This is a genomic window from Alterinioella sp. B-7 (assembly GCF_056857775.1).
In genome coordinates this window covers 147,134-173,065 of sequence record NZ_JBSXNT010000023.1, presented here as the reverse complement: position 1 = coordinate 173,065, position 25,932 = coordinate 147,134, and the positions used below count along the sequence as shown (strand labels likewise).

Genomic DNA, 25,932 nt, shown 5'->3' with positions numbered 1-25,932 from the left:
GAGATCAACATGAAGGAGGCCCCAGATGCGCCGATCCCTCTCGACCACGACCGCCCTTGTCGCCAGCCTGTCGCTGGCCGTTCCCTTTCCGACCACCGGCTTTGCCCAGGATGACATCCTGTCCGACGCGCTGGAATGCGCCGAGGGGCTGAGCGCGGAGGATTGCGCCGCGCTTCTGGACGGCGCGGAAGGGGAGGCCGAAGCAGAGGCTGAAGCAGAGGCAGAAGCAGAAGCAGAAGTAGAGGCTGAAGCAGAAGCAGAGGCAGAAGCAGGCTCGGAAGCAGCGCCTGAAGCCGAAGCAGAGGTTGAGGCCGACGTTGAAACCGAGGCTGAAGCAGAGGCAGAGGCGGCCCCCGAGGCCGAAGCAGAGGCGGCGCCCGAAGCCGAGGCCGAAGTCGAAACAGAAGCGGAGGCAGAGGTCGACGCCGAAACCCCGAGCGCGGCGGAAATCGAAGAACGGCTGGAAGCCGAAGCCGAGGGTGAGGCAGAACCGGAAGCCGAAGCAGAGGTTGAATCAGAGGCAGAAGCAGAGGTTGAAGCCGAGGCAGAAGCAGAGGCCCCCGAGGCCGAGGCCGAAGCGGAGGTGACGGAAGAACCGCAGCAAACCGAAGAGCCCGCCCCGACCGGACCCTCGGATGCCGAAATGGATGCTGCGGGAGGCGGTGCCGCCGAAGCCGCCGCCGCCGCCGAGGACGCCGATCCGGTCGAGGAAACCACCGAAACCGTGACCTCGGAGGAGGTGCGCAGCTCGGACGAGGAGTTTGCCGAGGATGACACGCCCCCGGCAACCGCCGGAACGGATGATGATGATGACGGCCTCTCGACGCTCGAACGCGGGCTGATCGCGGCGGGCGCGGGGCTTGTCGTCGGCGCGCTTCTGTCGGGCAACCGCGAGGTCGTCTCGACCGCGCCCGACCGCGTCGTCGTGCAGGACCAACAGGGCAACCTGGAGGTGATCCGCGACGATGACACCATCCTGCGCCGTCCCGGTGACGAGGTGACGACGCGCCGCTTCGACGATGGCTCCACCCGCACTGTCATCACCCATCCCGACGGGTCGCAGACCGTGACCGTGCGCAATGCCGAGATGCGCGTGCTGAAACGCATCGTGGTGTCGCCGAACGGGACCGAGACCGTTCTGTTCGACGACACGCGCACTGTCGAGGCCGTCGACCTGGCGACGCTGCCGCAACCGCAAGGCGCGCCCGCCGCGTCCTTTGACCCCGACAACGCCGATGTCGCCGCCCTGCGCGCGGCCCTCGCCGCCGAAACCCAGGTGGGGCGTGGCTTCTCGCTGGCGCAGGTGCGCCATATCGACCGGGTCCGCTACCTCGCGCCCGCGATCAATATCGACAATGTCACCTTTGCCACCGGCTCGGCGGCGATCCAGCCCTCCGAGGCCGAGGAACTGACCGCGCTTGGCCAGCTCATGCGCGACCTCATCGCCGAGAACCCCGGCGAGGTGTTCCTGATCGAGGGCCATACCGACGCGATCGGGGGCCGGGCGCTGAACCTTGCGCTCTCCGACCGGCGGGCCGAATCCGTGGCGTTGGCGCTCTCCGAGTATTTCGGCGTCTCGCCCGCCAACATGGTCCTGCAGGGCTATGGCGAAAGCGATCTGCTGATCGAAACGCAGCAGGCCGCCCGCGAAAACCGCCGCGTCGTGGTGCGCCGGGTGACGCCGCTGCTGCAGGTGGCAGGCGCCAACTGACAACTGACCAGCAAGGCCCCTCCGCCCGGGATGGCGGAGGGGCGCCCCTGTGCGCGGGGTTCCGGGTCGCCCGAGGCCCGTTGCTTTGCCACGCGGCCAGGATGACCGGATCACCCCGGCGACGGGCTTGGAGGCTTGCGCGACGGCGCTTCTCAGCCGCGCGAATGTGGCCTATGTTGATGTCGGATCCCCCCGCAACACCTGCTTCCTGACCCGGATCACGCAATCGGAATGACGCACACCTTCACCCAGATCCCCGAGATCGCGCTGGACTGGCACCGGCGGGGGCGCGGCGCGGTGCTGGCCACCGTGGTGGAAACCTGGGGCTCGGCCCCCCGGCCCGTCGGCAGCCAGTTGGTCGTCTCGGGCGCGGGCGAGATGGAAGGCTCGGTCTCGGGCGGCTGCGTCGAGGGCGCGGTGGTAGAGGAGGCGATGGAGGCGCTGACCTCCCACGCCGCGCAGATGCTGGAATTCGGCGTCGCGGATGAGGATGCCTTTGCCGTGGGACTGGCCTGCGGCGGGCGCATCAAGGTGCTGGTGGAGCCCGTGGGCACAGTGCTGCCCGAGGCGCTGCTGGCCGACCTGGTCGCGGCCCGCGCGGCGCGCAAGCCGGTGGCCTATCTGGTCGATCTGGAGACCGGGGCGCGCAGGCTGGCGGCAGGCGACACACCCGCGCTGGCCGCGCGATTCCGGGCCGACAAATCCGGCGTCGAGGGGTCCGAGTTCATCGCCATCCACAACCCGCCCCTGCGCCTGATGGTGGTGGGCGCGGTCCATATCGCGCAGGCCCTGCTGCCGATGGCCCAGATGGCGGGCTATGACCCGGTGCTGATCGACCCGCGCCCGGCCTTCGCCTCGCCCGCCCGGTTTCCCGGCGCGAAACTGGTCGAGGACTGGCCCGATGCAGCCCTTGAGGCCCTCGCTCCCGACAGCCGCAGCGCCATCGTGACGCTGACCCATGATCCGAAGCTGGACGATCCCGCGATCCAGGCCGCGCTGGCTTCGGACTGCTTCTATCTCGGCTGCCTGGGGTCGACGCGCACCCATGCCAAGCGGGTCGAGAGGCTTGGCGCGGCGGGGGTGTCACCCGACGATATCGCGCGCATCCATGCGCCCGTGGGCCTCGATATCGGGTCGCAAGGCCCCGCCGAGATCGCGCTGTCGATCCTGGCCGAGATCACGCGGGTTCTGCGGCAGGAGGGGGCATGAGGTTCGGCCCGGTGCCGGTCGCGGAGGCCGCGGGCGCGGTGCTGGCCCATTCCGTGCGCGTGACCGGGGCAGGGGACAAGGCGCGCCGTCTTCCCAAGGGCAATGTGCTGAGTGCCGCCGATATCGCCGACCTCGCGGCGGAGGGCGTGACCTCGGTCACCGTGGCGCGGCTGGAGGCGGGGGATATCGCGGAGGATGCGGCTGCGACCCGGCTGGCACACGCGCTGATCCCCGACCCCGAGGCCGCCCGTATCCGCATCGCCAGGGGGGCCAAGGGACGCGTCAACCTGCACGCGGAGGGCGCGGGGCTGCTGCGCCTCGACGGACCGGCAATCGAGGCGGTGAACAGCGTCGATCCGATGGTCACCCTGGCCACGCTGCCCGATTACCAGCGCATCGGCGCGGGCGGCATGATCGCGACGATCAAGATCATCTCCTATGCCGTGGCGGAGGCGAGTTTGCACAAGGCGGAACGGGCCGGGGCCGGGGCGCTGCATGTCGCGGCCCCCGTCTATCGCGCCGCCACGCTGATCGAGACCCGGATCGGCGCGGCGGAGCCCTCGCCCAAGGGCCGCGAGGCGATGGCCGCGCGGCTCGACCGGTTCGGGATGCGGCTGACGGACCGGGCCTTTGCCGCGCATGAGATCGCCGACCTCGCGGGGGCGATTGCGCGGGCCGAGGGCGAGGTCATCCTGATCCTGACCGCCTCGGCCACGTCCGACCCCGCCGATGTCGGACCCGAGGCGCTGCGCGCGGCGGGGGGGCGGGTGACGCGGGTGGGCATGCCGGTCGATCCGGGCAACCTGCTGTTCCTCGGGCATCTCGGCGACCGCCCCGTGATCGGCCTGCCGGGCTGCGCCCGCTCGCCCGCGCTGAACGGGGCCGATTGGGTGCTGGAGCGGGTGATCTGCGGCCAGGAGGTGACCAGCGCCGACATCGCCGCGATGGCCGTGGGCGGGCTGCTGAAGGAGATCCCGACCCGCCCGCAGCCGCGCTGAGACGGACGGCCCCACGATCGCTCGACACGAAAGTTTTCGTTTTCCGACGGCCGATTTCATGCTTGGATGGAGGCCCAAGGGCGGATCACGGCCCGCGCGGAGACGGCGCCAGAGTGCCCCGCGCCAGTTTGCCCGATCTGCGACAGGCGCGATTCGCGCATTCGTTCAGGCGCTCCGGCCTGCCCCCGCGTCCGGAGATTGAAACCAAGGAGATCATATCATGAACCGCATTTTCCTACCGCTTGTCGCCGTTGCCCTGGCCCCGTTTGCCGCCTCGGCGGAAGGGTTTTCCTCGGGCTACGTGACCGGATTCAACTCCGAGGCCGAGTGCATGGACACCGCGCGAAACTCGCTCGACGCGCATTTCCGCGAGAACGGCGGCACGCCCGATACCGGCGAGGGCAGCTATTCCATCTACGGCTTCGACGTGCCGCCGGGGATCACCCAGGTGGCCATTGTCTGCTCGGAGCATGACGGCTCGGTCGTGGCGACGGTGACGGGTTATTCGCTGGTCGAGAACGGCACGAGGCTGGAGACGGTGCAGACGATGATCGACCGCATCAACGGCACCTTCGCGCCCGCATTGCCGACCAATCCGCCGACTGGCAACAAGTAAGGCGGATCGAACCGCGAGATTGGACCGGCGTGGAGGAGACCCTCTCCATGCCGGTCGTTTCGTTTCAAGGGGATGGGCATGTCCGAGCAGGACAGGATGGCGGCGGGGGACTGGTACTCATGCCTCGATGACGGGCTGGAGGCCCTGCGCCAGCGCGCCCGCCGCGCGGTTCATGCCCATAACACGACCGCGCCCGATGCGCGCGGGGGCATGGCGCCGGAATTGGCCGCGCTCTTTGCCAGGATCGGTCGGGATGTCTTTGTCGAAGCGCCGTTTCATTGCTCCTACGGGATGAATATCCACCTCGGCGACCGGGTCTACCTGAACGCGGGCTGCACGGTGCTGGACTCGGGGCGGGTCGAGATCGGCGATGATGTGATGATCGGGCCGGGGGTGCAGATCTATTGCGCCGAACACCACAAGGACGCCGCGAAACGCATGGCGGGACAGGAGCGCGCGCATCCCGTCAGCATCGGCCCCGGAGCCTGGATCGGCGGGCGCGCGATCGTGATGCCGGGGGTGCGCGTCGGCGCGGGCGCGATCGTGGGCGCGGGCAGCGTGGTGACGCGGGACGTGGCCCCCGGCGCGACCGTCATCGGCATCCCGGCGCGCGCCATCGGATAGGGAGAAAAATCTTGTGCCAAGATTTTTCGGGCCCGAAGAATTTTGAAGGAAAATTCTTCCCCGCGCTCAGTCGCCCGCGTTGGGGAAGAACAACTGCTCTCCGTCCAGCATGAAACCCGCGATCACCGCCTGGCCATCCTCCAGCAGCCAGTCGGTGAAGGCCCGCGCGCCCTCCGCGTTCACATTCGGGCAATGCGCGGGGTTCACGGGGATGACGCCATATTGGTTGAACAGCGCCGGGTCGCCCTGGTTCAGGATCACGTGATCGCCCCGGTTCTCGAAGGCCAGCCAGGTGGCGCGGTCGGTCAGCGTGTAGGCCCCCATGCCCACGGCGAGGTTCAGCGTCGCCCCCATGCCCGAGCCGGTCTCACGATACCACCCGCCCGAGGCCGCGGCGACATCGGCGATGCCGTCCCAGAGGTTCAACTCCTTCTGATGCGTGCCGCTGTCATCACCACGGCTGGCGAAGGGGGACTCGGCAGCGGCGATGCGGGAGAGCGCCTCGGTCGCGCTGTCGGCCCCGGCGACACCGGCAGGATCATCCGACGGCCCCACGATGACGAAGTCATTATACATTAGGTCATGGCGCGCCGTGCCGTAGCCTGCGGCGACGAAGGCTTCCTCCGCCGCGCGGGCATGAGTGATCAGCATGTCGCCATCGCAGCGCTGCGCATTGCCGAGCGCCTGGCCGGTGCCGACCGCCACGACGCGGATATCGAGGCCGAGCGCCTCGGACGCGACCGGCAGGATATGGGCGTAGAGGCCGGAGTTCTGCGTCGACGTGGTGGATTGCACCAGCACGACGGGGTCGTTGGCGAGGGCCGGGGTGGCGGCAAGGGTCAGGAGGGCGGCACGCAAGATACTCATAGCAACAGCTTTCCGGTCAGGTAGGCACGCGCGGCAGCACTTTCGGGATGGGTCAGGAAGGCGGATTTCCCGGCGATTTCGTGGCAGCGCCCCTGGTGCAGGAACGCGACCTCATCCGCCAGGCGCTGGACCTGACCGGTGTCATGGGTGACGAGGATGACCTTGGTGCCGCCCTCGGTGACGCGGGCGACCAGCGCCTCGATGGCATGGGTCGCCTGCGGGTCGAGATGGGCGGTCGGTTCGTCCAGCATCAGGAGCAGCGGATTGGCGGCCAGCGCCCGGATGATGGCGAGGCGTTGCTGTTCGCCGCCCGAGAGCCTGCGGGCGGGCCGGTCGGCCAGCGCCTCCAGGTTGCCGAGCGCCAGCAATTCCCCCACGCGGGGCGCGCGGTCCCGGCGCGGGACACGGGCCAGCGCGAGGGCATGGCGCAGGTTGGCCGCGACCGAGCGGCGCAGAAGCACGGGGCGTTGCAGCACCAGCCCGATCCGTCCCTGCATGGCGCGCGGCACGATCACCCGGCCCGCGTCCGGCGCGATCAGCCCCGCGATGACCCGCAGGAGCAGCGATTTCCCGGCCCCGTTCGGCCCCAGAAGCGCGGTGACACCTCCGGGCGACAGCGTCATCTCGACCCCGTTCAAAAGCGCCGCGCCGGAGCGGCTGAGGCAAAGCCCCTCGATGCGCAATGCGGGCGGGTCGGCGGGACGGGGTGGCTGGAACGGGATGACGCGCGGGGTGGGATCAGGCATGCGCATGCGCCTCCATCCGGTTGCGGACGCCCAGGACCACGGCATTCAGCACCAGCGTGATCAAAAGCAGCACGATGCCGAGCCCGAGCGCCAGCGGCAGCGCGCCGCGCGATGTCTCCAGCGCGATGGCCGTGGTCATCACCCGCGTGACATGGTCGATATTGCCGCCGACCAGCATCACCGCGCCAACCTCGGCCAGCGCCCGACCAAGCCCGGCCAGCAGCGCCGTGGCCAGCGAAAACCGTCCGTCCCAAAGCAGGGTTGCCACGACATCGAAGCGGTTTGCCCCCAGAACGCGCAGCGTCTCGTCATATTCGCCAAGCAGATCGGCGAGGGTAGAGCGCGCCAGCGCCGCGATGATCGGCGTGACCAGCACGGTCTGCGCCACGATCATGGCGGCGGGGGTGTAGAGGAACTCCAGCACGCCAAGCGGGCCGGAGGCTGAGAAGGTCAGGTAGACCACAAGCCCCACCACCACCGGCGGCAGCCCCATCAGCGCGTTGACCACCACGATCAGCAGCCCGCGACCGGGAAAGCGGACCACCGCCAGCACCGCGCCGAGCGGCAGCCCGATCAGCGCCGCCAGCAGAACGGCGGTCAGCGAGACGCGCAGCGACAGGGCGACGATCTCGATCAGGTCGGCATCGCCCGAGACGATGAGGCCGAGCGCGGTCAGGAAGCTGTCGGAAAGCGTGGGCATGGGCGGGGTCCTCTCGGCCCAAATTGGCGCGAGAACTGCCAGGAGGGAAGCCCCGAAAGCGACCAGGTGGGATCGGGCTGCGAAATGCCGGTCCTGCCAGGTCTCTCAAACGAAAGACGCCCCCGGAAGTGATCCGGGGGCGTCGATCTGTCAGCCCTTGGCGGGCGCGCGTCAGTTGCCGAGCGCGTTTTGCAGGCGGGCCACGACCTCATCGACCATGCCGGGATTGTTGCGGGCCTGTTCGATGGCGGCGCGCAGGGCGACGCGGGAGACATCGGAGAGGCCATCGGCCTCGTTGACCAGTTGCAGCGCCGCGTCGGGCTCGAACCCGTCGACGGTCAGGACCTGCGCGGGGTCGGGCGTCTCGGCGGTTTCGGTGCCGGTTGCCGCGTCAACAGCCTCCTCGACCGTGTCGGTGACGACCTCGGCGGCTTCCGTCGCAGCCTCGCCGACAGCCTGGGCAGCTTCGCCTGCGGCTTCTGCGGCCTCGGTTGCGGGTTCTTCCGCCGCTTCGGCGGCCTCGACTGCGGTTTCGGCCGTGGCGTCGACGGCCTCTTCGGTGCCCTCCGCTGCGGCCTCGGCGGCCTCTTCGACGGCTTCGGCAGCTTCAGCGGCCTCTGCCTCTGCGGCTGCAGCGGCCTCTTCGGCTGCGGCTTCTGCGGCGGCGGCCTCTTCTGCGGCGGCGGCCTCTTCAGCGGCTGCGGCTTCTTCGGCAGCGGCGGCTTCCGCTTCGGCAGCGGCTTCCTCGGCGGCGGCAGCTTCGGCTTCCGCTTCCGCGGCCGCCTCGGTGGTGTCTTCCATCACCTCTTCGGCGGGGGCGGGTTCCTCTGCGGTCTCCTGGCTCAGCGGGCTCATGAAATAGCCGATGGCGCCGATGGCGGCCAGGGCAATGATGATGATCAACGCGCGGGACATGGGGGTTCTCCAGTCTTGAAATGCTGTTTTTTGTTTCTCTCCTTCAAATACGCCGCCTGATGGGGTAGTGCAACGCCATCCCGGCCAACAATCGCCAAACATTGGCAAAACAGGCGGGGATTCGCCTTGAACCGTCAGAGGGGCAAGGTTAATTTCAATCAGACGAGAACAGTGGCAACAGAAGGAATTCGCCGATAGCCCGCAGACCCCATAACGCGCCGCCAACGCGCGACACCGGCCCCCGCGTCAATGAACGCATCCGGGCCGCAGAAATCCGCCTTATTGGCGCAGACGGTGACAATGTCGGGGTGGTCAGCCCCGAACGCGCCATGGACATGGCCGCCGAGGCGGGCCTGGACCTGGTCGAGATCTCGCCCAATGCCAATCCGCCCGTGTGCAAGATCATGGATTTCGGCAAGTTCAAATACGAACAGCAGAAACGCGAGAGCGAGGCGCGCAAGAAGCAAAAGACGATCGACGTCAAGGAAGTCAAGTTCCGCCCCAATACCGATACGCATGACTATGACGTCAAGATGCGCAACGTGCTGCGGTTCCTGGAAGGTGGCGACAAGGTCAAGGTGACCCTGCGTTTCCGCGGGCGCGAGATGGCGCACCAGAACCTGGGCCGCGAATTGCTTGAGCGGGTGGCCGAGGACGTCAAGGAGGTCGGCAAGATCGAGAACATGCCGAAGATGGAAGGCCGTCAGATGGTGATGATGATCGGGCCGACGAAGTAAGCTTTCCACTTGCTGTTGCACGGAAAGTCGGGAGACTTCGGGTGCAGGATGAAGACAAAAAAGGGGCGCGCCACCCGGGCGCGCCTCTTTTCTTTTGTCGCACGGCTCTTGATGCGCTGCCAGATCAAGGTCGGCCGAATTGGCTGGCTATCGGCAATATGTGACCCTAACGTCCTAAGGATCGTCCAATTCTGGACGGCCCAAAGGATTTCAAAATGACAGTTTCACTGCAAGTTCTCTATCCGACGGACAACGGCACCACGTTTGATCACGCTTACTATGCCGGTAAGCATATGCCGATTGTCGACCAGCATATGGGGCCACATATCGAGAATGTAATGATTATCAAGGGATTGGCAGGCGGTCCGGATGTCCCCGCGGGGTTCCACGCAATTGCGACAATGACGTTCAGGGATCAAGCCGCGCTGGACTCCGCTATGGGTGCCGCGGGGCCTGCCCTGGCTGATATTCCCAACTTCTACAGCGGGCAACCGCAAATGCTGATTGGCGAAGTTCAAGGGTAGCGGCACTGGCCTGCCGAAGGGAATGAGCTGGATCCAACCTGACTGGCGGGGGCCGGTTCCAGCGACAATTTCAGCAACGTGATAGCGTCTGGAATGCGCTGTATCTCTCGCGATCCCCGTCGCATTTTCGGAAGGGCGTAATGACCTGATCAGGACCGCAAATTCACCGCGACCCCGATTGGACGTTCAATCCAGGAACGCCTTTTCCACCACATATTGCGCGGGCTTGGAATTGGCGCCTTCCTCAAGCCCGTATTCCTCCAGCATCTCCTTCAATTCCAGGTTGAAGGCGAGGTTGCCGCAGATCATCGCGCGGTCGGTCTCGGCATTGAGCGGTTCGACACCCAGATCGACAAAGGCCTGACCCGAGCGCATCAGGTCGGTGATCCGGCCCATCCTGGCACTCTCTTCGCGCGTCGTTGTCGGGTAGTACTTGATCTTCTTCCAGAACCCCTCGCCGATCACGTCATTGAGCAGCTCATCCGTCTTGAGGCTTTCGATGATCTCGCGGCCATAGGTCAACTCGCCCGCCTCGCGGCAGGTATGGGTGATGATGACCTCGTCGTAATCCTCGTAGGTCTGCGGCTCGCGCAGGAGGCTGGCGAAGGGCGCGAATCCGGTGCCGGTGGCGAAGAACCAGAGCCGCTTGCCGGGCAGCAGCGCGTCATGGACCAACGTGCCGACGGGTTTGGGGCGCAGGATGATCTCGTCGCCCGGCTGGATATGCTGGAGCCGCGAGGTCAGCGGGCCGTCCTGCACCTTGATCGAGTAGAATTCCAGCTCCTCGTCCCAGGAGGGCGAGGCGATGGAATAGGCGCGCAGCAGCGGCTTCTGCTTGCCGGTCTTCGGGTTCACATCGCCCATCAGGCCGATCATCACGAATTCGCCCGAGCGAAAGCGCAGCGATGCGGGCCGTGTCACCCGGAAGGAAAACAGCCGGTCGGTGTAATGCGTGACCTCGGTGACGGTCTGGGCATCGGGCAGGGTGGGCACTTTGACGGCGCTGGTCTGGGTCACGGGGGATTGCTCGGTCATCGGAATACATGCGGCCCCGCAATGGGGTCGTCCTTCTAACTAGACGTTGATCTGGGTAAGGAAAAGGGGGCGTTCAGGCGGCGCGCAGCCGCGCCCGGTGGTCATGCGCCTGCCAGTCGGCGCGCGCAAGCCACTGATCCTCGGGCTGGCGCGCGGCGAGGTCGGCGTTGATCTGCACCGCATCGAAGCCCGACCGGCGCGCCATCGCGTATTGGTCGGCGAGGACATGACCGGAGGCAACAAGCCGCCCGGTATAGCCCCTCAGGCGCAGCCGCCGCGCAATGGTGAAGCCGCGCCCGTCGGCGAAGCTGGCGAAATCGACGCGAATCGCGGGGGTGGCAAGGTCCAGCGCGTCGAGATCGGCGTCGGGCGCGATGTCGAGCGCATCCTCGGCGGGAGCGGGCGCAAAGCCCGCATCGGTGACGAGAACGGCCTCGAGGGCGGCGGTTTCGGTGATCAGGTCTTTCATATCGGGTTCCTTCAGGAGGCTTGTTTCAGGGGCCCACGCACCATGCGCCCGTCGATGAAATGGATGCCGCATTCTTCCTTGTCCTGCCCCTTCCAGCGGCCGGATCGGGGATCCTCGCCGGGGGCCACTTTCGCGGTGCAGGGCGCGCAGCCGATCGAGGGGTAGCCCTTCGCCACAAGCGGGTGACGCGGCAGGCGGTTGTTGATCATGTAATCGCGCACATCCTCGGGCGCCCAATGCGCCAAGGGATTGATCTTGATGCGTTTCTGGCCTTCGGTCTCGAAGAATTCCAGGCTTGCGCGGCTGCCGGACTGGAACCGTTTGCGGCCCGTGATCCAGCTGTCGAAAGGGGCGAGGGCGGCCTCCATCGGGGCCACCTTGCGCAGGCTGCAGCAGGCATCGGTATCGCGCTCATGCAAGGTGCCGTCGGGGTCGCCCGCGATGGTGGCGATCTGGCTGGCATGGATGGTGCGCACATCCGTCAGGCCCAGGTGTTGGCTCACCTCCTGCTGGTAGGTCAGCGTTTCCGCAAACAGCATATTCGTGTCCACGAACAGGACCGGCGTGGCCTTGTCGATCACCGAAACCATGTGCAAGAGCACCACAGATTCCGCCCCGAAAGACGAGACCAGCGCGATCCGCCCCAGATCGGAATCGCTGAGCGCCCGCTCCATCACCGCCGTGGCGGAATGGTGCTTGTAGCGGGCGTTGAGGCCCGCGACCCATTCTGTGAGGTCGGTGAGGGTGGCATCAAGCGGCACGTTGGGCCTCCGGATAAAGCGCCGATTTGAACGGCTCCATGCCGACGCGTTTGTAGGCGTCGAGGAAGGTCTCATTGCGGCTTTCGCGCAGGTCCAGATAGGCCTGCACGATACGCTCGATCGCGGGCACGATCTGGTCATAGGCGAAACCGGGCCCTGTCCGGGTGCCGATCACCGCATCCTCGGTGCCGTCGCCGCCAAGCGTGATCTGGTAGTTTTCCACGCCCGCGCGGTCGAGGCCGAGAATGCCGATATGACCCACGTGATGATGCCCGCAGGCATTGATGCAGCCCGAGATCTTGATCTTGAGCGGGCCGATATCATGCTCCAGCTTCAGCGCGTCGAACCGCGTCGCGATCTCCTGCGCGACGGGGATGGAACGGGCCGTCGCCAGCGCGCAGTAATCCATGCCGGGGCAGGCGATGATGTCCGAGATCAGCCCGATATTGGCGGTGGCGAGATCAGCGGATTTCAGGCGCGCGTGGATCTGCGGCAGGTGGCGCTTGTGGATATGGGGCAGGATCACGTTCTGCTCATGGGAAATGCGCAGCTCATCATGGCCGAATTCGCGCGCGATCCCGGCCAGCACCCGCATCTGGTCCGCCGTCGCATCGCCCGGTGTCGCGCCCTGTTTTTTCAGGGACACACTGACGATGGCATAGCCCTCGGCGCGATGCGCGGTCAGGTTGGTATCGACCCAGGAGCGGAAGACCGGATCAACCTGGTAAGCCGCATCGAACGGCTCGGATCCGGCGGTTTCAAACGCGGGCGGGGCGAAGTGCCTGCTGATCTCGTCCAACAGGATGCTGGTCTGCCCGGCATCGAACTGGGTCTTGCGCAGCGCGAACTCCTTCTCGACCTCCTCGCGCAGGTTCTCCAGCCCGAACTCATGCACCAGGATCTTGATGCGCGCCTTGAACTTGTTGTCGCGGCGCCCGATCACGTTCCAGACCGCGACCGTGGCCTCCAGGTAGGGCAGAAGGTCATCGAGCGTCACGAAATCGGCCAGCACCTTGCCGATCATGGGCGTGCGGCCAAGCCCGCCGCCAACCCAGACCTGGTAGCCGATCTGCCCGTCACGCTCGACAATCCGCAGGGCGAGGTCATGCGCCGCCGTCACCGCGCGGTCATTGGGGGCGCCGGTGATGGCGATCTTGAACTTGCGCGGCATGAACTGGAATTCGGGGTGATCGGTCGACCATTGCCGCAGCAGCTCGGCCAGGGGCCTCGGATCGGCGATCTCATCGGCTGCCGCGCCCGCGAAATGGTCGGCGGTGACGTTGCGGATGGTGTTGCCGCTGGTCTGGATGGCGTGAATACCGACCTCTGCCAGGCTGTCCAGCATGTCCGGCACGTCGCGCAGTTTCGGCCAGTTATATTGGATGTTCTGGCGCGTGGTGAAATGGCCATAGCCCTTGTCCCAGGTCTGGGCGACATGGGCCATGCGGTCCATCTGGGCCGAATTGAGCGTGCCATAGGGGATCGCCACGCGCAGCATGTAGGCGTGCAGTTGCAGGTAGAGCCCGTTCATCAGCCTGAGCGGCTTGAACTCATCCTCGGTCAGGCTGCCGTCGATCCGGCGCTCGACCTGGGCGCGAAACTGGGCATTGCGCTCTGCCAGGAACGCGTGGTCGAAGTCATTGTATTCATACATGAGTTTACAGCTCCGCCTGTTTGCCATGGGCGTAGTTGGAGGGGCCTTGGGTGCGGAACACCTCGCGGAAATGCGTGGGCGTGGGACCATGAGGCCCGCGCTTGGCATCGGCCAGATAGGCCCCGACGATCTCTGCTGCCTGCCGCTCGGCATCAAGCAGGCGGATCGTGGCATGGGCCTCGTCCTCCAGCAGTTCGGCCTCCTCGATGCGGCGGGTCCAGCGGTCATCGACGGTCAGGTAGACGACATCGCCCTCCAGCAGGTGGTTTGCGGTGACGACTTTGGGCGTGAAATTACGGGCCATGTGCAGCCTCCGGGACTTGAGGGATTTCGGCAAGGGCCGCGCGCGGGGCGAGGCCGTAGAGAAGGATGGCGGGGCCGGACATCTCGGCCCGGTCAAGGTCGGCGGCCAGCGTGGCCAGACAGGATTGCAGCACGGTCTGATCGGCGCGCGAGGCGTTTTCGACAATGGTGACGGGGGTTTGCGGCGACGCCCCGTGCATCAGCAAGCGCCCTTGCAGGAACCGCGCACCGCGCTTGGCCATGTAGATGGCGGCAGCGGTGCCGGGGCGGGCCAGCGCGGCCCAATCCTGCTCGGCGAAGCCTTTCGTGTCGTGGCCCGTCAGGATGCGCAGGCTGGAATTGCGCCCGCGCTGCGTCAGGCTCTGCCCGATGCTGGCGGCAGCGGCCGAGGCGGCGGTGAGGCCGGGGATGATGGACCAACCGACGCCTGCCGCGTCCAATGCGGTCAATTCCTCGTCCAACCGGCCATAGATCGCGGGATCGCCGGATTTCAGCCGCACGACCTGCGCGCCGGTTCTGGCGTGTCGGATCATGAGGGCGGCGATCCTGGTCTGGTCGGTGGAGGGGCCGAAACCCTCCTTGCCGACGTCGATCAGCGTGGCCTCGCGCCGGGCAAGCTCCAGGATTTCGGGCGCGATCAGGCGGTCATGGATGATGACATCGGCCTCATCCAGCGCGCGGCGGGCCTTGAGGGTCAGCAGTTCCGGATCGCTGGGGCCTGCACCCACAAGGGCGACATGGCCTGCCCGCGGGGCCGCGTTCAGGTGCGTGTCGAGGAGCGTATTCAGCGCCTCTTCCGCCCCTTGCGGGCCGTCCTCGGCCAGCGCGCGGGGGCCGGTGGCGAAATAGTAATCGGCCCAGAAATCGCGGCGTTTGCGGCCAAAGGGCAGCGCCTCGGCGGCGCGGCGAAACCGTTTGCCGATCCGGGTCAGCGCGCCCAGGGTCACCGGCAGACGCTCCTCCAGGTCGCGCTTGATGGCGCGCGCCAGCACCGGGGCCGCGCCCTCGGTCCCGATGGCGACCGTCACCGGGTCGCGATCGACGATGGCGGGGGTGATGAACTGGCTGTCGGCAAGGTTGTCCACGATATTGACCAGCGCGCCCTCGGCCCGTGCGATGGCACTGGTGCGGGCATCCTCGCGCGCATCCTCATCGGCGGCATAGAAGAGGACAGCCCCGGCCACGTCACCGGGTTGAAGCGCGCGGGCCGTGAGGTTGAGGCGGTCTTCCCCGGCCCAGGTCACGATCTCGGGCGCGGGATCTGCCGTGAAGACCTCGATCCGCGCCTCGGTCTTCATCAGCAGGCGCAGCTTGGCCAGCGCGGCGTCCCCGCCGCCCGACAGCACCAGCTTTTGGCCCTCCATGGCCAGAAAGATCGGGAAATGTTTCATATTAGCCTGTTCCAAGTTCCTGCCCCAAACATAGGATATTTTCCCGGTTTTTGGCCAGATGGGCTTGCTGATAAGGACATTTGTTCGCTATGGAGGGTCGAAACCCGTTTGCCGTTCCATCCATGGGAAGTTTGCCAAATGTCTGTTCAGATCGACGCGCTGGATCGGAAGATCCTTCAAGCCCTGCAAGCGGATGCAGGCCAATCGCTGGATGAAATTGCCAAGAAGGTGGGCTCGTCCAAGACGCCGGTGTGGACCCGGATCAAGAAAATGCGCGAAGCGGGGATCATCGGCCAGCAGACGGTGCTGCTGGATGCCGAGGCCCTGGGGCTGGAGGCGTGTTTCTTCGTCCTCATCCGCACGTCGGAACATGAGGCGGAATGGCAGCAGAAATTTCTTGCCACCCTGCAAGCGCGACCCGAGGTGATGGAGGCGCACAGGCTGGCGGGTGATATCGACTATATCCTCAAGGTGCGCGTGGCCAATGCGCGCGCCTATGACGTGTTCTACCAGGCGCTGATCTCAGAGGTGCGCATCTACAACGTCACCGCCCTGCTCTCGATGGAGCAGATCAAGTCGACGACGATGTTGCCGATCTAGCCGCGCTTCAGCAGGTGGCCGTTACGGCAATACTCCGGTGCCGCGTCCAGTTTGTCGTTTTCATCCAACAGCTTGCGGCAGCCTTCCTGATCGGAACAGGCGGTGCAGGACAGGATCATGTTGCGGAACTGGTAGGCGCCGGTTTCGACGTCCCTGAACAGCGAGCCTTCGAGATCGACATCGAGCCGTCCGGCCATGTCCTGAACGAGGGTCGCGGAAGTATCGAGCTTGGAGAGCAGGCCCATGGCGCGGTCCTTTCTGGTTTACGCAAGGTCATGATGGGCCAGCCAGAATTGCGCGCCTTGATTTATGTCAAGTCAGCCCACCAGCTCGGTCCTGACCGCAGCGCCTGATTCGAGCGTCCGGTGGACCGGGCATTTGTTGGCGATCTCCAACAGGCGCTTGCGCTGGCTTGCGTCGAGGTCGCCCTCCAGCGTGATGCGCCGTGTGAAGGTGTCGATCTTGTCGCCGCGCCCGCTGGCATCCTGGGCGTGAACCTTGTCATGCGTCACATCGACGGACACGCCGGTCAGGGGCCAGTCCTTGCGCCGCGCATACATGCGGATCGTCATCGAGGTGCAGGCGCCAAGACCGGCGGCGAGGAACTGGTAGGGGGTAAAGCCCTGGTTGGTGCCGCCATAGGCGCGCGGCTCATCCGCGACGGCATGGTGGAAGGGGCCGGCCTGCACGTCCTGGCGGAAGCCGTCGGGGTCGGCCTCGGTCACGCGGGTCACGCCTTCAGGCGCGCCGATGGGCGGCGCGGGCGGGCGCAGGTCGATATACTTGCCGGCCCAGGCCGCGATCACCTCGGCGGCGTATTCGGCATCGTCGGGATGGCTGATCAGATGATCGGCGTCATCCAGAGTGACAAAGCTTTTCGGGTGTTTCGCGGCGGTGAAGATCCGGGTGGCATTCTCGATCCCGACCAGCGCGTCGCGGGGGGCGTGCAGCACCAGAAGCGCCCTGTGCAGGTTGGCGATGGCCGGGGCAAGCTTTTCCGCGCGGACATCCTCGACAAAGCCCTTGCCGATCGTGATCTTGCGCCCGCCAAGCATGACCTCGCTGGAGCCGTCGGCCTCGATCCGTTCCAGCGCGTCGCCGAAATTATGCGTCACATGGCCGGGGTCGAAGGGGGCGGCGATGGTGATGACGGCCTTGACACTGTCCATATCAGGGGCCGCGCGCAGCACCGCCGCGCCGCCAAGCGAATGGCCGATAATGAGGTCGGGGGCCATGTCACGCTCGGCCAGGGCGCTGGCGGCGGCGTGCAGGTCGGCGACGTTGGAGGAGAACGAGGTGTTCTCGAACTCGCCCTGCGAATGGCCGAGCCCGGTAAAATCGAACCGCAGCACCGCGATGCCCATTCCCGCCAGCCGCGCCGCGATGCGCCGGGACGCCGCGATATCCTTGCCGCAGGTGAAGCAATGCGCCATCAGCGCCGTGGCCAGGTGCGGACCGTCGGGCAGGTCCAGCCGCGCGGCCAGCTCGATGCCGTCATGGCCGGGGAAGGTGAATTTTTCGGTGGGCATGGGCCGTTCCTTGCGCGGGGGGCGGTGCCTCAAGAGAATGTGGCCGCGGCCCCCGCGCCGCAACCCCGATCACGCGGGCGTGTTGCGGCGTGGGCGGGTGGCGAATGAATTTCGCCCGAGAATTCTTCCCGCGCCGAAAAATCTTCTGGAAGATTTTTCCGGCGTCATGCCCCCATCAGCGCCGGATCGAACGGATACCGCGTCAGGTTCTCATAGCCATCCTCGGTGATCAGCACCTGATCCTCCAGCTTGATCGAGAAATCGCCCCCCTCGGGGCTGACCAGCGCCTCGACGCATAGCGTCATGCCCGGTTCCAGCACGTAATCGAACGCGCCCTTCACCGCGTGGTCGGGATAGGCCACAAGGGGCCATTCATCGCAGAGCCCGACACCGTGCATCAGGCAGCCATATTTGAGCCTCTGGTACTGTGGCTCCAGAACATGGGTTCTTGCCGTCAATTCCTCCAACCCGACGCCGGGTTTCAGCATCTCCATATTGGTCATGATGTGCTCATGCGCGTGGCGCATCGCGTGGATCATGTCGGGGCGCGGGGGCAGGTCGCCGATCCACCAGGTGCGCGAGATGTCGGCGCAGATGCCGTAACAGCCGATCAGGTCGGTGTCGAAGGCGAGAATTTCGTTGTTTTGCAGCACCCTTGGCCCGCATTCCTGGAACCACGGGTTGGTGCGCGGCCCGGTGGTCAGAAGGCGCGTCTCGATCCATTCGCCGCCGCGCGCGATATTGGCGCGGTGCAGCTCGGCCCAGATCGCGTCCTCGGTAAGCCCCGGTTGCGTCGCGGCCTGCATCTCGGCCATCGACGCCTCGCAGGCCAGCATGGCGCAGCGCATCGCCAGGATTTCGTCGGGGCCCTTGATGGAGCGGGCCTTTTCCGTGACCTCCTCGCCCGCCATGACCTCCAGCCCTTGCGCCTCCAGCGCGCGCAGCCCGTGCAGCATCGGCTTGTCGACGGCCAGGCGGCGCAGGCCCGGCGCGTGTCGGGCCATCAGGTCGGCCACGTCGCGGGCGAAGGCATCGGCGGCCACGTCCAGCTTGTCGCCCCGGTCGAAGTAAAAGAGGTCCGCGCCGGCCCGCACCTCGCGCACCAGCGGGTTGTGGCCCGAAAGGAAGGGCGCGTTCTTGTAATCCCACAGCACCATGTAGCCATCGGGCAGAACCAGGCAGGCGCGGAACGGGTTATGCGTGTTCCAAAGCTGCATATTGGTCGAATCGGTGGCGTAGCGGATGTTCAGCGGGTCGAAGACCAGGAGGCCGCCATAGTCCCGCTCGATCAGCTTTTCGGTCAGCCGGTTCAGGCGATAGCGGCGCATCATGGGCAGGTCGGGGAGGCGCAGGCCCGCGGCCGCAAACTCGGCATATGCCAACGGCGTCGGCCCGATCTCCATCCGGTCATTGTCATTCAGCGTGCCATCGGGCAGATGACTGCCCTTGGATGGGTCGATCTTGCGCACGAGCGGGCGATAGGCTTCATTCATCGCGGGGCCTCCCTGGCGACAGACTGAAGGTCCGGGGGCAGGGCGCGCTTGCGGGATTGCGGCATCATGGGGGTCGAATTTGGAACATATCTGCCAGAAGAGCCTGCCGCACGCGCCGTGGATGCAGCCCGCCACGCGGCGTCTGCCGGGGATCCAGCCGCTCGACATGGCCGATTGGCTGGTGATGGATGAGGCGTTCGGCCCGCAGATGGCCCTGCGCGACCGGCTGCTGAAGGACCGCCGCGAGGAGGTCTTCGCGACAATGGGCGGCGAGGAGGCGGCCGCCGAGGAGCTTCTGGCGCTGATCCTGACCCGTCTGGGGTCGGGCTACGAGGTCGGCGCGGGGAAGGTGACGCGCCCCGATGGCGTGACGGTCGCGCGCGACTCCGATCATCCGTTGCTGGTCGCGGGGCGGCTGGTGCAGGAGGATCTCTGCGTGCTGGACCAGGCCGAGTGTGCCGATGAGCATGTCCTGACCGGGGCCGTCCTGTGCTTTCCCGCCAGTTGGAGCCTGTCCGAGAAACTGGGCCGCCCGCTGACCGCGATCCACGACCCCGTGCCGGAATACGAAGGCCACCTTGCCGCGCGCGTTCAGCGCCTCTTTGACGCGCTGCATCCCGACCGCCCGCTCTGGCGTGCCAATGCGCTGCTCTATGCCGACCCCGCCCTGCACCAGCCGCGCCGCCATGCCGACCGGCGGGTGCAGCCGAAGGGCCAATCGCCCTTCCTGCGCTCGGAACGGCAAAGCCTGCTGCGCCTGCCGGAAACCCGCGCCGTGGTGTTTTCCATTCACACCTGGGTCGTGGCCTGGGACGATCTGACCGAGGACCAGCGCGAGGGGCTTGCCGCCCATCCGATCGACAAGGTGGGGGTGGGCGCGTGAGCCTGATCGAGGACCAGTACGACGCCTATCCCTACCCGGAACGCGACCCGAAGGACGAGGCCAGGCGCCTGATCACCGGGTCGCCTTCGCATCCGCTGGAGATCGACCATTTCGTCTTTGCGGGCAAGCGTGACTGGTCGCAGCCCTTCCGCGCCTTGGTCGCGGGGGGTGGCACGGGCGACGCGCTGATCCAGATGGCGCAGATCCTGACAAGTGCCGGAAAACCCTACGAGATCACCTATCTCGACCTCTCGACCTCGGCGCGCGGGATCGCCGAGGCGCGGGCCGAGGCGCGCGGGCTGTCAGGCATCAATTTCGTTACCGGGTCGCTCCTGGAGGCAGGGGATCATGGCCCCTTCGACTATATCGACTGCTGCGGCGTGCTGCACCATCTGCCAGACCCGCAGGAAGGCTTCGACGCGCTGGCGGGCGCGCTGAAACCGCAGGGCGGCATGGGGGTCATGGTCTACGCGCCCTATGGCCGCGCGGGCGTCTATCCCTTGCAGGAGGCGTTCGGCACGCTTCTGCAAGGCCCGCCCAGGGACCGGCTGCGCGATGCCAGGGCGATCTTCCAGCGCCTGCCCGAGGGTCATCCCTTCAAACGCAACCCGCATGTCAGCGACCACAAGGCCAGCGATGCGGGGTTCTACGATCTGCTCCTGCACAGCCAGGACCGGGCGTTCACGATCCGCGATCTTTCCGACGCGTTCGAAGCGGCCGGCCTCGCGATCACCGGCCTGCCGCAGGCCCATGCCTATGACCCCGCGCCGCTTTTGCCGGATCGGCGGATGCTGGTCGGGCTGGATGAGCTGACGCGGATGGAACTGGCCGAAAAGCTGCGCGGCACGATCCGGCTGCACGTGGCCTATGCCGCACCGAAAGCAACGGCAGAGGGGCGCGTGGCCAAGCCGACGCCTGGGTCCGTGCCGCATCTCAAGGGCGTGCAACCGGCGAAACTGGCCGCTGCCATCGCCAAGGAGGGCGTGCTGCCGATCAACCTGGGCGATGAGAAGATCGAGGTGCCGGTCTCCGCCGCTGCCGCCGGTCTTTTGCGGCACATCAACGGGCGCAGGACATTGGCCGAGATCGCGCAGGCCGAACGGCTGGACCCGATCGCGTTCTCGGCATTGTGGAACGGGGTGTCCGAGGTGCTCTGCCGCTACGGGCTGCTGTTCTACTCGACGCTTTTGCGCTGACGCCGCCCGAATGTTTTTCCGGAAAAATTTTCGGGCTGGAAATTTCTTGAAGCAAGAAATTTCGGCCTCCGGCGTCAGGACCGGAAATGCTTGGAGAGTTTCAGCCCCTGGCCCTGGTAATTCGACGCCAGATCCGCCCCATAGAGCGTGCGGGGCAGGGCGGCCATGCGTTCATAGACCAGGCGGCCCACCACCTGCCCGTGTTCCAGCACGAAGGGCGCCTCGTGGCAGCGCACCTCAAGCACCCCGCGCGCAGGCACGCCGTGGCCGAAACCGGGGTCGAAGAAGCCCGCGTAATGCACCCGGAACTCGCCCACCATGGCCAGGTAGGGCGCCATCTCGGCGGCGCAATCGGGCGGGATCGTCACCGCCTCCTGGCTGACCAGGATGTAGAAGGCACCGGGGTCGAGGATGATGCGGCCTTCCGTCGTTTCCAGCCGCTCCCAGAACTCGGCCGGTGCGTAATGCCCGATATTGTCCAGGTCGATCACGCCCGTGTGCGGCTTGGCGCGGAAGCCCACGAGGCCACCGGGGCCGGGGCTGAGATCGACGGAAAAGCCGAGCCCGTCACTGATCACCGCTTTGCCCGACACCAACGGCGTTTCGGCATGGCGCGCCTTCAACTCGGCATCGCTGAGCACGGCCTGCCCGTCGCGGAACCGGATCTGGTTCAGGCGCATTCCGGGGCGCACGAGCACGGAAAAGCTGCGCGGGCAAATTTCGGCGTAAAGACGACCCTCATAGCCTGCCGGGATGCGGTCGAACTCGGTGCCGCGATCGGTGATGGTGCGGGTCAGCAGATCCAGCCTGCCGGTGGAGCTCTTCGCGTTCGCCACCGCGCTGATCGTGCCGGGAAGGCTGAGCGCCTCCATCAGCGGCACCAGGTAGACGCAGCCCTTTTCCAGCACCGCGCCATGCGTCAGGTCCACCTCGTGCATGGTGAACTCGGCCAGCCGGTCGGCGACCGTGTTCCCGGCCCCGGCCAGGAAGGACGCGCGCACGCGGTAGGCCTGCGTGCCAAGCCTCAGGTCGAGGCTGGCGGGTTGCACCTGGGTCTCGGCATAGGGGCGGTCGGGCCGGATCTGGCCCGCTTGCGTCATCGCCTCGATGGCGTGGTCGGGCAGGACGCCGCGTTGGGGCAGATCAGGGGCCATCATATGCTCCAAGGACGTGAAAACCGCCCGCGCCGGTCAGGGCAGGGGCGGTTTTCAGGTTGGTCGGGCTAGCAGGACTCGAACCTGCGACCTTCCGTCCCCCAGACGGACGCGCTACCAGGCTGCGCCATAGCCCGACTGCGTGCGGTTCTAGCGAATTTGCCGCGCGGTGCAAGCAGGAAAGGGAGGGATTTTTCGACAAGGGACCGGTTTCGCCCTAACCGACGCGGCTGCGGGCGGTGAGCCGGTCGGCCAAAGCCTCCAGCCGGGCGAGATGCGGGGCGAGGGCGGCGGATTGATCGGCGGAGAGCGGCCCGGCCTGGGTGATCAGGGTGTGCAGGTCGGTGAGCGGGGTTGGGGAGTCGGGAGGGCTGTCAGTAGCGGGGTCGGGCTGTGCGGCGACCTTGATCGGGGCGGGGTCCGGTTCGGGCGCCTCTTCCGGGGCCGGTTCGGGGCTCTGCGAGTCCTCCTCCGGCCCTGCCGCGTGGTCCTCCGGCGCGGCCTCGGTTTCCGTGGGGCCCTCACCCTCGGCGCGCTCCTCGGGCTGCGCCTCCTCGCCCGCCATCGCGGTCACGTCGAAGAAGCCGCCGGCGGGCGCATCCGCCTCGACCGGCTCCGTGCTTTCGGCCTCGACCAGATCGCCCTGCAAATCGTCGTCCAGCGCGGGCGAGAGGTCCGAGACATGGGCCACGCCTTCCTCGCGGATCAGCTTCTGCACGCCGCGAATGGTCAGGCCCTGGTCGTGCAGCAAATGCTTGATGCCGCCCACCAGCCGCATGTCGGCGGGGCGGTAATAGCGCCTGCCACCGGCGCGTTTCACGGGTTTGATCTGGCTGAACTTGCTTTCCCAGAACCGCAGCACATGGGCCTCGACCTCAAGCCAGTCGGCAACTTCGCGGATGGTGCGGAACGCCTGGGGCGATTTCGACGCCATCGCCCCGTCTACCGTTTGTTGCCCGAGGCGACACGGTCCTTCATCAGGTGCGAGGGGCGGAAGGTCAGCACCCGGCGCGGCGGAATCGGGGCCTCTTCGCCCGTTTTCGGGTTGCGGCCCACCCGCGCGGTCTTGGAGCGGACGGAAAACGTGCCGAAGGAGGATATCTTGACCTGTGCGTCATCGACCAGGCTGTCGGACATCAGTTCCAGCACCCTTTCGACCAGTTGCGCGCTTTCGTTGCGCGACAGACCGACCTCGCGGAACACCGCTTCGCTCAGGTCCATTCGTGTCAGTGTCTTACCGGCCATGTCACTTGATCCCCCGCAGTTTCACGCGCATCCTGCGCCTTGCAGTTTCCCAAGTCAATATCAAGGGCTTGGCGGGCAGAGTTTCGGCGGCGCGTGAACGCCGGCTACCAGCGCAGAACCGCCGCACCCCAGGCAAGCCCGCCGCCGATCGCCTCGGCGACCAGCACATCGCCGCGCTTGATCTTTCCGCTGGCGACACCGACCGACAGCGCCAGCGGGATAGACGCGGCGGAGGTGTTGCCGTGATCCTGAACCGTGACGATGACCCGGTCCATGCCGACGCCCATCTTCTGCGCGGTGCGGCTGATGATGCGCAGATTGGCCTGGTGGGGCACGATCCAATCGACATCGTCGGCGCCCAGGCCCGCCCGCTCGAGCGCGGTTTCGGCGGTCTTGGCCAGTTTCTCGACCGCGTGGCGGAAGACCTCGCGGCCCTCCATGCGCAAGACGCCGGTGCTCTGCGTCTTCGACACGCCGCCATCGACATAGAGCAGGTCGCGGAACTGGCCGTCGGAATTGAGGTCGACCGAGAGGATGCCGCGATCCCCGGACCCGCCCGCGCCGTCCTGCGCCTCGAGAATCAGCGCGCCGGCCCCGTCGCCGAAAAGGACCGAAGTGGTGCGGTCATTCCAGTCCATGATGCGGCTGAAGGTCTCGGCCCCGATCACCAATACGCGTTTGGCCTGGCCGCACTGGATATAGGCATTGGCCGAAGACAGCGCGTAGATGAAGCCCGCGCAGACCGCCTGCACGTCGAAGGCGAAGCCATGCGTCATGCCAAGCCCGTGCTGGATCATGGTGGCGACCGAGGGGAATGTCAGGTCGGCGGTCGAGGTGGCAACGATCAGCGCGTCGATATCGGCCCCGGTCAGCCCGGCATCGGCCAGCGCGGCCTCCGCGGCCTTGATACCAAGGTCCGATGTGGTCTGACCCTCGGCTGCGAAATGGCGCCGTTCGATGCCGCTGCGGCTGCGGATCCATTCATCGCTGGTGTCGATGGTCTTCTCGAACTCGGCGTTCTCGACGACACGCTCGGGCAGGTAATGGCCGACGCCGATGGCGACCGCGCGGCGCGTATGTCCCTGAGCATTCATTCGTCGCGATCCCCGTCTTCCGTGGTCAATGCCCGTTCCGATGCCGCGATGCGCGCGGCCAGCCGGTCGTTGAACCCGGCTGCGGACAATTGCGCGGCCAACTTGATTCCCGCCGACACGCCCATCCCGTCCGACGCACCATGCGATTTCACCACGGTGCCGTTCAAGCCCAGAAACAATCCGCCATTGACCTGGCGCGGGTCGATCCGCGTGGACATGTGCCGCAAGGGCTTCATCGCCAGCGCCGCGCCGAGCCTGGACATCCACGAGCTGCGGAACGCGTCCTCCAGCAATTCGCGCACCAGCCGCGCGATGCCTTCGCCGGTCTTGAGCGCGACATTGCCGGTAAACCCGTCGGTCACGATCACATCGACCCGGTCCGACGGCATGTCGCCGCCCTCGACAAAGCCGACATAGTCGAACTGCCCGACAGGTGCCGCCCGCGCGATGGCCTGCGCGGCCAGCTTCAGCTCGGCCCGGCCCTTGAATTCCTCGGTGCCGACATTGAGAAGCCCGACCCGCGGGCGCGCAACGCCCAGGCCGTTGCGGGCATAGCTCGCCCCCATCAGCGCATATTGCAGCAGGTCGTTTTCATCGGCGCGGATATCGGCGCCCGCATCCAGCATGACGTTGAAACCGCCGGGATTGCGCGAGGGCCAGAGGCAGGCGATGGCGGGGCGGTTCACGCCCTCGATCTTGCGCAGGCGCAGCATCGACATCGCCATCAGCGCGCCGGTATTGCCGCAGGAGATCACGGCAGACGCCTCGCCGCTGCGCACCGATTCGATGGCCGACCACATCGAGGTGTCGCGCCCCGAGCGCATCACCTGGCTCGGCTTGTCATCCATCGAGACGATCTTGTCGGCATGGAATACCGTGCAACGATCCGCGAGGCCCGGCTTGCCCTTGATCAGCGGGGTCAGCCTGGCCTCGTCGCCATGCACGATGAAGCGCGCGGAGGGCAGGGCGCTCGCAGCAATGACAATGCCGTCGACAACCGCCGACGGCCCCTTGTCACCGCCCATGGCGTCGATTGACAGCACCGTCTCGGACGCGTCCGCGCCGGTCGATTGTGCTGTGTCCGCCATACCTGTCCTGCCTTGCGCGCGCCCGCCGCCCTAGGCCGCGTCGTCGTCGAGGTCGATCTCGTCGGCCTGTGCGATCACTTCGCGATCCGCGTACTGGCCGCAGGAGGGGCAGACGTGATGCGGGCGCTTGAGCTCGCCGCAGGAGGGGCATTCATTGGGGTTGGCCGCAACCAGCGCGTCATGCGACCGGCGCATGTTACGACGCGAGCGGGTTACTTTATTCTGTGGGACAGCCATGTCTCAACCTCGGGTCTGATGGGGCTGACCTTGCATTCAAGCGGCCCCGGAAAGTGGTGTCATCGGTTCGGTTCTCGGCCTCGCCTAACGCTTGAAATCCGGCTCGGCAACCCTAATTCGGGCCCTCTCCGGGCGCACCCGTTGGTGCTGCAT

General features: G+C 66.6%; 30 protein-coding genes and 1 tRNA gene. 11 read left to right on the top strand and 20 right to left on the bottom strand.

The features are described 5' to 3' along the window. Nucleotides 1-25 precede the first annotated feature (25 nt). From AC13C7_RS04620 to AC13C7_RS04595, 6 genes are all read left to right on the top strand, one after another. The gene (locus AC13C7_RS04620; RefSeq protein ID WP_482866736.1) at nt 26-1,711 is read left to right on the top strand and encodes an OmpA family protein; all 1,686 of its coding nucleotides are present in this window, start codon (nt 26-28) and stop codon (nt 1,709-1,711) included. A gap of 85 nt (nt 1,712-1,796) precedes the next feature. Further along, nucleotides 1,797-1,946, top strand: a complete 150-nt coding sequence (locus AC13C7_RS04615) for a hypothetical protein (RefSeq protein WP_482866735.1) — start codon at nt 1,797-1,799, stop codon at nt 1,944-1,946. Further along, complete coding sequence (locus tag AC13C7_RS04610) at nt 1,943-2,920, top strand: XdhC family protein (protein WP_172319377.1); 978 nt, start codon at nt 1,943-1,945, stop codon at nt 2,918-2,920. The genes AC13C7_RS04615 and AC13C7_RS04610 overlap by 4 nt, the downstream gene beginning before the upstream one ends. Continuing rightward, nucleotides 2,917-3,918, top strand: a complete 1,002-nt coding sequence (locus AC13C7_RS04605) for a molybdopterin-binding protein (protein WP_482866734.1) — start codon at nt 2,917-2,919, stop codon at nt 3,916-3,918. Before AC13C7_RS04610 ends, AC13C7_RS04605 begins: the two co-directional genes overlap by 4 nt. A 220-nt stretch (nt 3,919-4,138) precedes the next feature. Beyond that, nucleotides 4,139-4,534 carry a hypothetical protein gene (locus AC13C7_RS04600; RefSeq protein WP_172319375.1) on the top strand — a complete coding sequence of 132 codons (396 nt, stop codon included), beginning with the start codon at nt 4,139-4,141 and terminating at the stop codon, nt 4,532-4,534. Nucleotides 4,535-4,612: 78 nt separating this feature from the next. Beyond that, nucleotides 4,613-5,158, top strand: a complete 546-nt coding sequence (locus AC13C7_RS04595; RefSeq protein WP_328700488.1) for a sugar O-acetyltransferase — start codon at nt 4,613-4,615, stop codon at nt 5,156-5,158. A 66-nt stretch (nt 5,159-5,224) separates the two neighbouring features. Here AC13C7_RS04595 and AC13C7_RS04590 read toward each other — a convergent pair whose 3' ends face one another. The 4 genes from AC13C7_RS04590 to AC13C7_RS04575 all read right to left on the bottom strand — a co-directional run bounded on the left by AC13C7_RS04590 (nt 5,225) and on the right by AC13C7_RS04575 (nt 8,386). After that, nucleotides 5,225-6,025 (bottom strand): ABC transporter substrate-binding protein, encoded by an 801-nt coding sequence (locus AC13C7_RS04590; RefSeq protein ID WP_172319373.1) that lies wholly within the window; start codon nt 6,023-6,025, stop codon nt 5,225-5,227. Further along, the gene (locus tag AC13C7_RS04585; protein WP_482866733.1) at nt 6,022-6,771 is read right to left on the bottom strand and encodes an ABC transporter ATP-binding protein; all 750 of its coding nucleotides are present in this window, start codon (nt 6,769-6,771) and stop codon (nt 6,022-6,024) included. Before AC13C7_RS04585 ends, AC13C7_RS04590 begins: the two co-directional genes overlap by 4 nt. Continuing rightward, a complete protein-coding gene (locus AC13C7_RS04580) occupies nt 6,764-7,471 on the bottom strand; it encodes an ABC transporter permease (protein WP_172319371.1) in 708 nt (235 codons plus the stop codon). Before AC13C7_RS04580 ends, AC13C7_RS04585 begins: the two co-directional genes overlap by 8 nt. A gap of 171 nt (nt 7,472-7,642) precedes the next feature. Beyond that, the gene (locus AC13C7_RS04575) at nt 7,643-8,386 is read right to left on the bottom strand and encodes a hypothetical protein (protein WP_482866732.1); all 744 of its coding nucleotides are present in this window, start codon (nt 8,384-8,386) and stop codon (nt 7,643-7,645) included. 194 nt (nt 8,387-8,580) lie between these two features. Between AC13C7_RS04575 and infC the strand changes: the two genes are divergently transcribed. Both infC and AC13C7_RS04565 read left to right on the top strand, forming a co-directional pair. Then, on the top strand, nt 8,581-9,123 hold the full coding sequence (infC, locus tag AC13C7_RS04570; protein WP_172319462.1) for a translation initiation factor IF-3: 543 nt from the start codon (nt 8,581-8,583) through the stop codon (nt 9,121-9,123). Nucleotides 9,124-9,338: 215 nt separating this feature from the next. Further along, nucleotides 9,339-9,647 (top strand): EthD family reductase, encoded by a 309-nt coding sequence (locus AC13C7_RS04565; RefSeq protein ID WP_172319368.1) that lies wholly within the window; start codon nt 9,339-9,341, stop codon nt 9,645-9,647. Between the two features lie 186 nt (nt 9,648-9,833). Here the strand turns inward: AC13C7_RS04565 and AC13C7_RS04560 are convergent, their stop codons facing one another. The 6 genes from AC13C7_RS04560 to cysG all read right to left on the bottom strand — a co-directional run bounded on the left by AC13C7_RS04560 (nt 9,834) and on the right by cysG (nt 15,260). Next, complete coding sequence (locus AC13C7_RS04560; protein WP_172319367.1) at nt 9,834-10,682, bottom strand: ferredoxin--NADP reductase; 849 nt, start codon at nt 10,680-10,682, stop codon at nt 9,834-9,836. Nucleotides 10,683-10,755: 73 nt separating this feature from the next. Next, the gene (locus AC13C7_RS04555; protein WP_172319366.1) at nt 10,756-11,151 is read right to left on the bottom strand and encodes a DUF934 domain-containing protein; all 396 of its coding nucleotides are present in this window, start codon (nt 11,149-11,151) and stop codon (nt 10,756-10,758) included. A gap of 11 nt (nt 11,152-11,162) precedes the next feature. Beyond that, nucleotides 11,163-11,912, bottom strand: coding sequence for a phosphoadenylyl-sulfate reductase (locus tag AC13C7_RS04550; RefSeq protein WP_328700487.1), 750 nt, complete (start codon nt 11,910-11,912; stop codon nt 11,163-11,165). Further along, on the bottom strand, nt 11,902-13,566 hold the full coding sequence (locus AC13C7_RS04545) for a nitrite/sulfite reductase (protein WP_482866731.1): 1,665 nt from the start codon (nt 13,564-13,566) through the stop codon (nt 11,902-11,904). The genes AC13C7_RS04550 and AC13C7_RS04545 overlap by 11 nt, the downstream gene beginning before the upstream one ends. A 4-nt stretch (nt 13,567-13,570) precedes the next feature. Next, a complete protein-coding gene (locus tag AC13C7_RS04540) occupies nt 13,571-13,870 on the bottom strand; it encodes a DUF2849 domain-containing protein (protein WP_172319363.1) in 300 nt (99 codons plus the stop codon). After that, the gene (gene cysG, locus AC13C7_RS04535; RefSeq protein ID WP_482866730.1) at nt 13,860-15,260 is read right to left on the bottom strand and encodes a siroheme synthase CysG; all 1,401 of its coding nucleotides are present in this window, start codon (nt 15,258-15,260) and stop codon (nt 13,860-13,862) included. The genes AC13C7_RS04540 and cysG overlap by 11 nt, the downstream gene beginning before the upstream one ends. A gap of 138 nt (nt 15,261-15,398) precedes the next feature. On the opposite strand from cysG, the gene AC13C7_RS04530 reads away from it, so the two are divergent. Next, complete coding sequence (locus AC13C7_RS04530) at nt 15,399-15,860, top strand: Lrp/AsnC family transcriptional regulator (RefSeq protein WP_172319361.1); 462 nt, start codon at nt 15,399-15,401, stop codon at nt 15,858-15,860. Here the strand turns inward: AC13C7_RS04530 and AC13C7_RS04525 are convergent. The 3 genes from AC13C7_RS04525 to dddP all read right to left on the bottom strand — a co-directional run bounded on the left by AC13C7_RS04525 (nt 15,857) and on the right by dddP (nt 18,882). Beyond that, the gene (locus AC13C7_RS04525) at nt 15,857-16,105 is read right to left on the bottom strand and encodes a DUF6455 family protein (RefSeq protein ID WP_446170210.1); all 249 of its coding nucleotides are present in this window, start codon (nt 16,103-16,105) and stop codon (nt 15,857-15,859) included. The genes AC13C7_RS04530 and AC13C7_RS04525 overlap by 4 nt on opposite strands. A gap of 72 nt (nt 16,106-16,177) precedes the next feature. Beyond that, complete coding sequence (locus tag AC13C7_RS04520; RefSeq protein WP_482866729.1) at nt 16,178-17,389, bottom strand: bifunctional alpha/beta hydrolase/OsmC family protein; 1,212 nt, start codon at nt 17,387-17,389, stop codon at nt 16,178-16,180. A gap of 164 nt (nt 17,390-17,553) precedes the next feature. After that, the gene (dddP, locus tag AC13C7_RS04515; protein ID WP_482866728.1) at nt 17,554-18,882 is read right to left on the bottom strand and encodes a dimethylsulfonioproprionate lyase DddP; all 1,329 of its coding nucleotides are present in this window, start codon (nt 18,880-18,882) and stop codon (nt 17,554-17,556) included. A 79-nt stretch (nt 18,883-18,961) separates the two neighbouring features. Here dddP and AC13C7_RS04510 point away from each other — a divergent pair, with 79 nt between their 5' ends. Then, nucleotides 18,962-19,765: a heme-dependent oxidative N-demethylase family protein gene (locus tag AC13C7_RS04510; protein WP_235952648.1), complete on the top strand. Its 804-nt coding sequence runs from the start codon at nt 18,962-18,964 to the stop codon at nt 19,763-19,765. Continuing rightward, on the top strand, nt 19,762-20,961 hold the full coding sequence (locus AC13C7_RS04505) for a class I SAM-dependent methyltransferase (protein WP_172319357.1): 1,200 nt from the start codon (nt 19,762-19,764) through the stop codon (nt 20,959-20,961). Before AC13C7_RS04510 ends, AC13C7_RS04505 begins: the two co-directional genes overlap by 4 nt. Before the next feature lie 74 nt (nt 20,962-21,035). On the opposite strand, the gene AC13C7_RS04500 is transcribed toward AC13C7_RS04505, so the two are convergent. From AC13C7_RS04500 to rpmF, 7 genes are all read right to left on the bottom strand, one after another. Next, nucleotides 21,036-22,118, bottom strand: a complete 1,083-nt coding sequence (locus AC13C7_RS04500; RefSeq protein WP_482866727.1) for a 2'-deoxycytidine 5'-triphosphate deaminase — start codon at nt 22,116-22,118, stop codon at nt 21,036-21,038. Nucleotides 22,119-22,175: 57 nt separating this feature from the next. Beyond that, nucleotides 22,176-22,252, bottom strand: a tRNA-Pro gene (locus tag AC13C7_RS04495). Between the two features lie 80 nt (nt 22,253-22,332). Then, complete coding sequence (locus tag AC13C7_RS04490; protein ID WP_482866726.1) at nt 22,333-23,049, bottom strand: MerR family transcriptional regulator; 717 nt, start codon at nt 23,047-23,049, stop codon at nt 22,333-22,335. An 8-nt stretch (nt 23,050-23,057) separates the two neighbouring features. Further along, nucleotides 23,058-23,360: an integration host factor subunit alpha gene (ihfA, locus tag AC13C7_RS04485; RefSeq protein WP_482866725.1), complete on the bottom strand. Its 303-nt coding sequence runs from the start codon at nt 23,358-23,360 to the stop codon at nt 23,058-23,060. Between the two features lie 104 nt (nt 23,361-23,464). Next, on the bottom strand, nt 23,465-24,454 hold the full coding sequence (locus tag AC13C7_RS04480; protein WP_172319353.1) for a beta-ketoacyl-ACP synthase III: 990 nt from the start codon (nt 24,452-24,454) through the stop codon (nt 23,465-23,467). Next, entirely contained in the window at nt 24,451-25,542 is a 1,092-nt protein-coding gene (plsX, locus tag AC13C7_RS04475; RefSeq protein WP_482866724.1) for a phosphate acyltransferase PlsX, read from the bottom strand. Before plsX ends, AC13C7_RS04480 begins: the two co-directional genes overlap by 4 nt. A 30-nt stretch (nt 25,543-25,572) precedes the next feature. After that, nucleotides 25,573-25,779, bottom strand: coding sequence for a 50S ribosomal protein L32 (gene rpmF / locus AC13C7_RS04470; protein WP_446122009.1), 207 nt, complete (start codon nt 25,777-25,779; stop codon nt 25,573-25,575). Between the last annotated feature and the right edge of the window lie 153 nt (nt 25,780-25,932).

Coding starts and splice junctions, on each gene's coding strand:
- AC13C7_RS04620 (WP_482866736.1), top strand. CDS start 26: ATGCGCCGATCCCTCTCGACCACGACCGCCCTTGTCGCCAGCCTGTCG.
- AC13C7_RS04610 (WP_172319377.1), top strand. CDS start 1,943: ATGACGCACACCTTCACCCAGATCCCCGAGATCGCGCTGGACTGGCAC.
- AC13C7_RS04605 (WP_482866734.1), top strand. CDS start 2,917: ATGAGGTTCGGCCCGGTGCCGGTCGCGGAGGCCGCGGGCGCGGTGCTG.
- AC13C7_RS04600 (WP_172319375.1), top strand. CDS start 4,139: ATGAACCGCATTTTCCTACCGCTTGTCGCCGTTGCCCTGGCCCCGTTT.
- AC13C7_RS04595 (WP_328700488.1), top strand. CDS start 4,613: ATGTCCGAGCAGGACAGGATGGCGGCGGGGGACTGGTACTCATGCCTC.
- AC13C7_RS04590 (WP_172319373.1), bottom strand. CDS start 6,025: ATGAGTATCTTGCGTGCCGCCCTCCTGACCCTTGCCGCCACCCCGGCC.
- AC13C7_RS04585 (WP_482866733.1), bottom strand. CDS start 6,771: ATGCCTGATCCCACCCCGCGCGTCATCCCGTTCCAGCCACCCCGTCCC.
- AC13C7_RS04580 (WP_172319371.1), bottom strand. CDS start 7,471: ATGCCCACGCTTTCCGACAGCTTCCTGACCGCGCTCGGCCTCATCGTC.
- AC13C7_RS04575 (WP_482866732.1), bottom strand. CDS start 8,386: ATGTCCCGCGCGTTGATCATCATCATTGCCCTGGCCGCCATCGGCGCC.
- AC13C7_RS04565 (WP_172319368.1), top strand. CDS start 9,339: ATGACAGTTTCACTGCAAGTTCTCTATCCGACGGACAACGGCACCACG.
- AC13C7_RS04560 (WP_172319367.1), bottom strand. CDS start 10,682: ATGACCGAGCAATCCCCCGTGACCCAGACCAGCGCCGTCAAAGTGCCC.
- AC13C7_RS04555 (WP_172319366.1), bottom strand. CDS start 11,151: ATGAAAGACCTGATCACCGAAACCGCCGCCCTCGAGGCCGTTCTCGTC.
- AC13C7_RS04545 (WP_482866731.1), bottom strand. CDS start 13,566: ATGTATGAATACAATGACTTCGACCACGCGTTCCTGGCAGAGCGCAAT.
- AC13C7_RS04540 (WP_172319363.1), bottom strand. CDS start 13,870: ATGGCCCGTAATTTCACGCCCAAAGTCGTCACCGCAAACCACCTGCTG.
- cysG (WP_482866730.1), bottom strand. CDS start 15,260: ATGAAACATTTCCCGATCTTTCTGGCCATGGAGGGCCAAAAGCTGGTG.
- AC13C7_RS04530 (WP_172319361.1), top strand. CDS start 15,399: ATGTCTGTTCAGATCGACGCGCTGGATCGGAAGATCCTTCAAGCCCTG.
- AC13C7_RS04525 (WP_446170210.1), bottom strand. CDS start 16,105: ATGGGCCTGCTCTCCAAGCTCGATACTTCCGCGACCCTCGTTCAGGAC.
- AC13C7_RS04520 (WP_482866729.1), bottom strand. CDS start 17,389: ATGCCCACCGAAAAATTCACCTTCCCCGGCCATGACGGCATCGAGCTG.
- dddP (WP_482866728.1), bottom strand. CDS start 18,882: ATGAATGAAGCCTATCGCCCGCTCGTGCGCAAGATCGACCCATCCAAG.
- AC13C7_RS04500 (WP_482866727.1), bottom strand. CDS start 22,118: ATGATGGCCCCTGATCTGCCCCAACGCGGCGTCCTGCCCGACCACGCC.
- AC13C7_RS04490 (WP_482866726.1), bottom strand. CDS start 23,049: ATGGCGTCGAAATCGCCCCAGGCGTTCCGCACCATCCGCGAAGTTGCC.
- ihfA (WP_482866725.1), bottom strand. CDS start 23,360: ATGGCCGGTAAGACACTGACACGAATGGACCTGAGCGAAGCGGTGTTC.
- AC13C7_RS04480 (WP_172319353.1), bottom strand. CDS start 24,454: ATGAATGCTCAGGGACATACGCGCCGCGCGGTCGCCATCGGCGTCGGC.
- plsX (WP_482866724.1), bottom strand. CDS start 25,542: ATGGCGGACACAGCACAATCGACCGGCGCGGACGCGTCCGAGACGGTG.
- rpmF (WP_446122009.1), bottom strand. CDS start 25,779: ATGGCTGTCCCACAGAATAAAGTAACCCGCTCGCGTCGTAACATGCGC.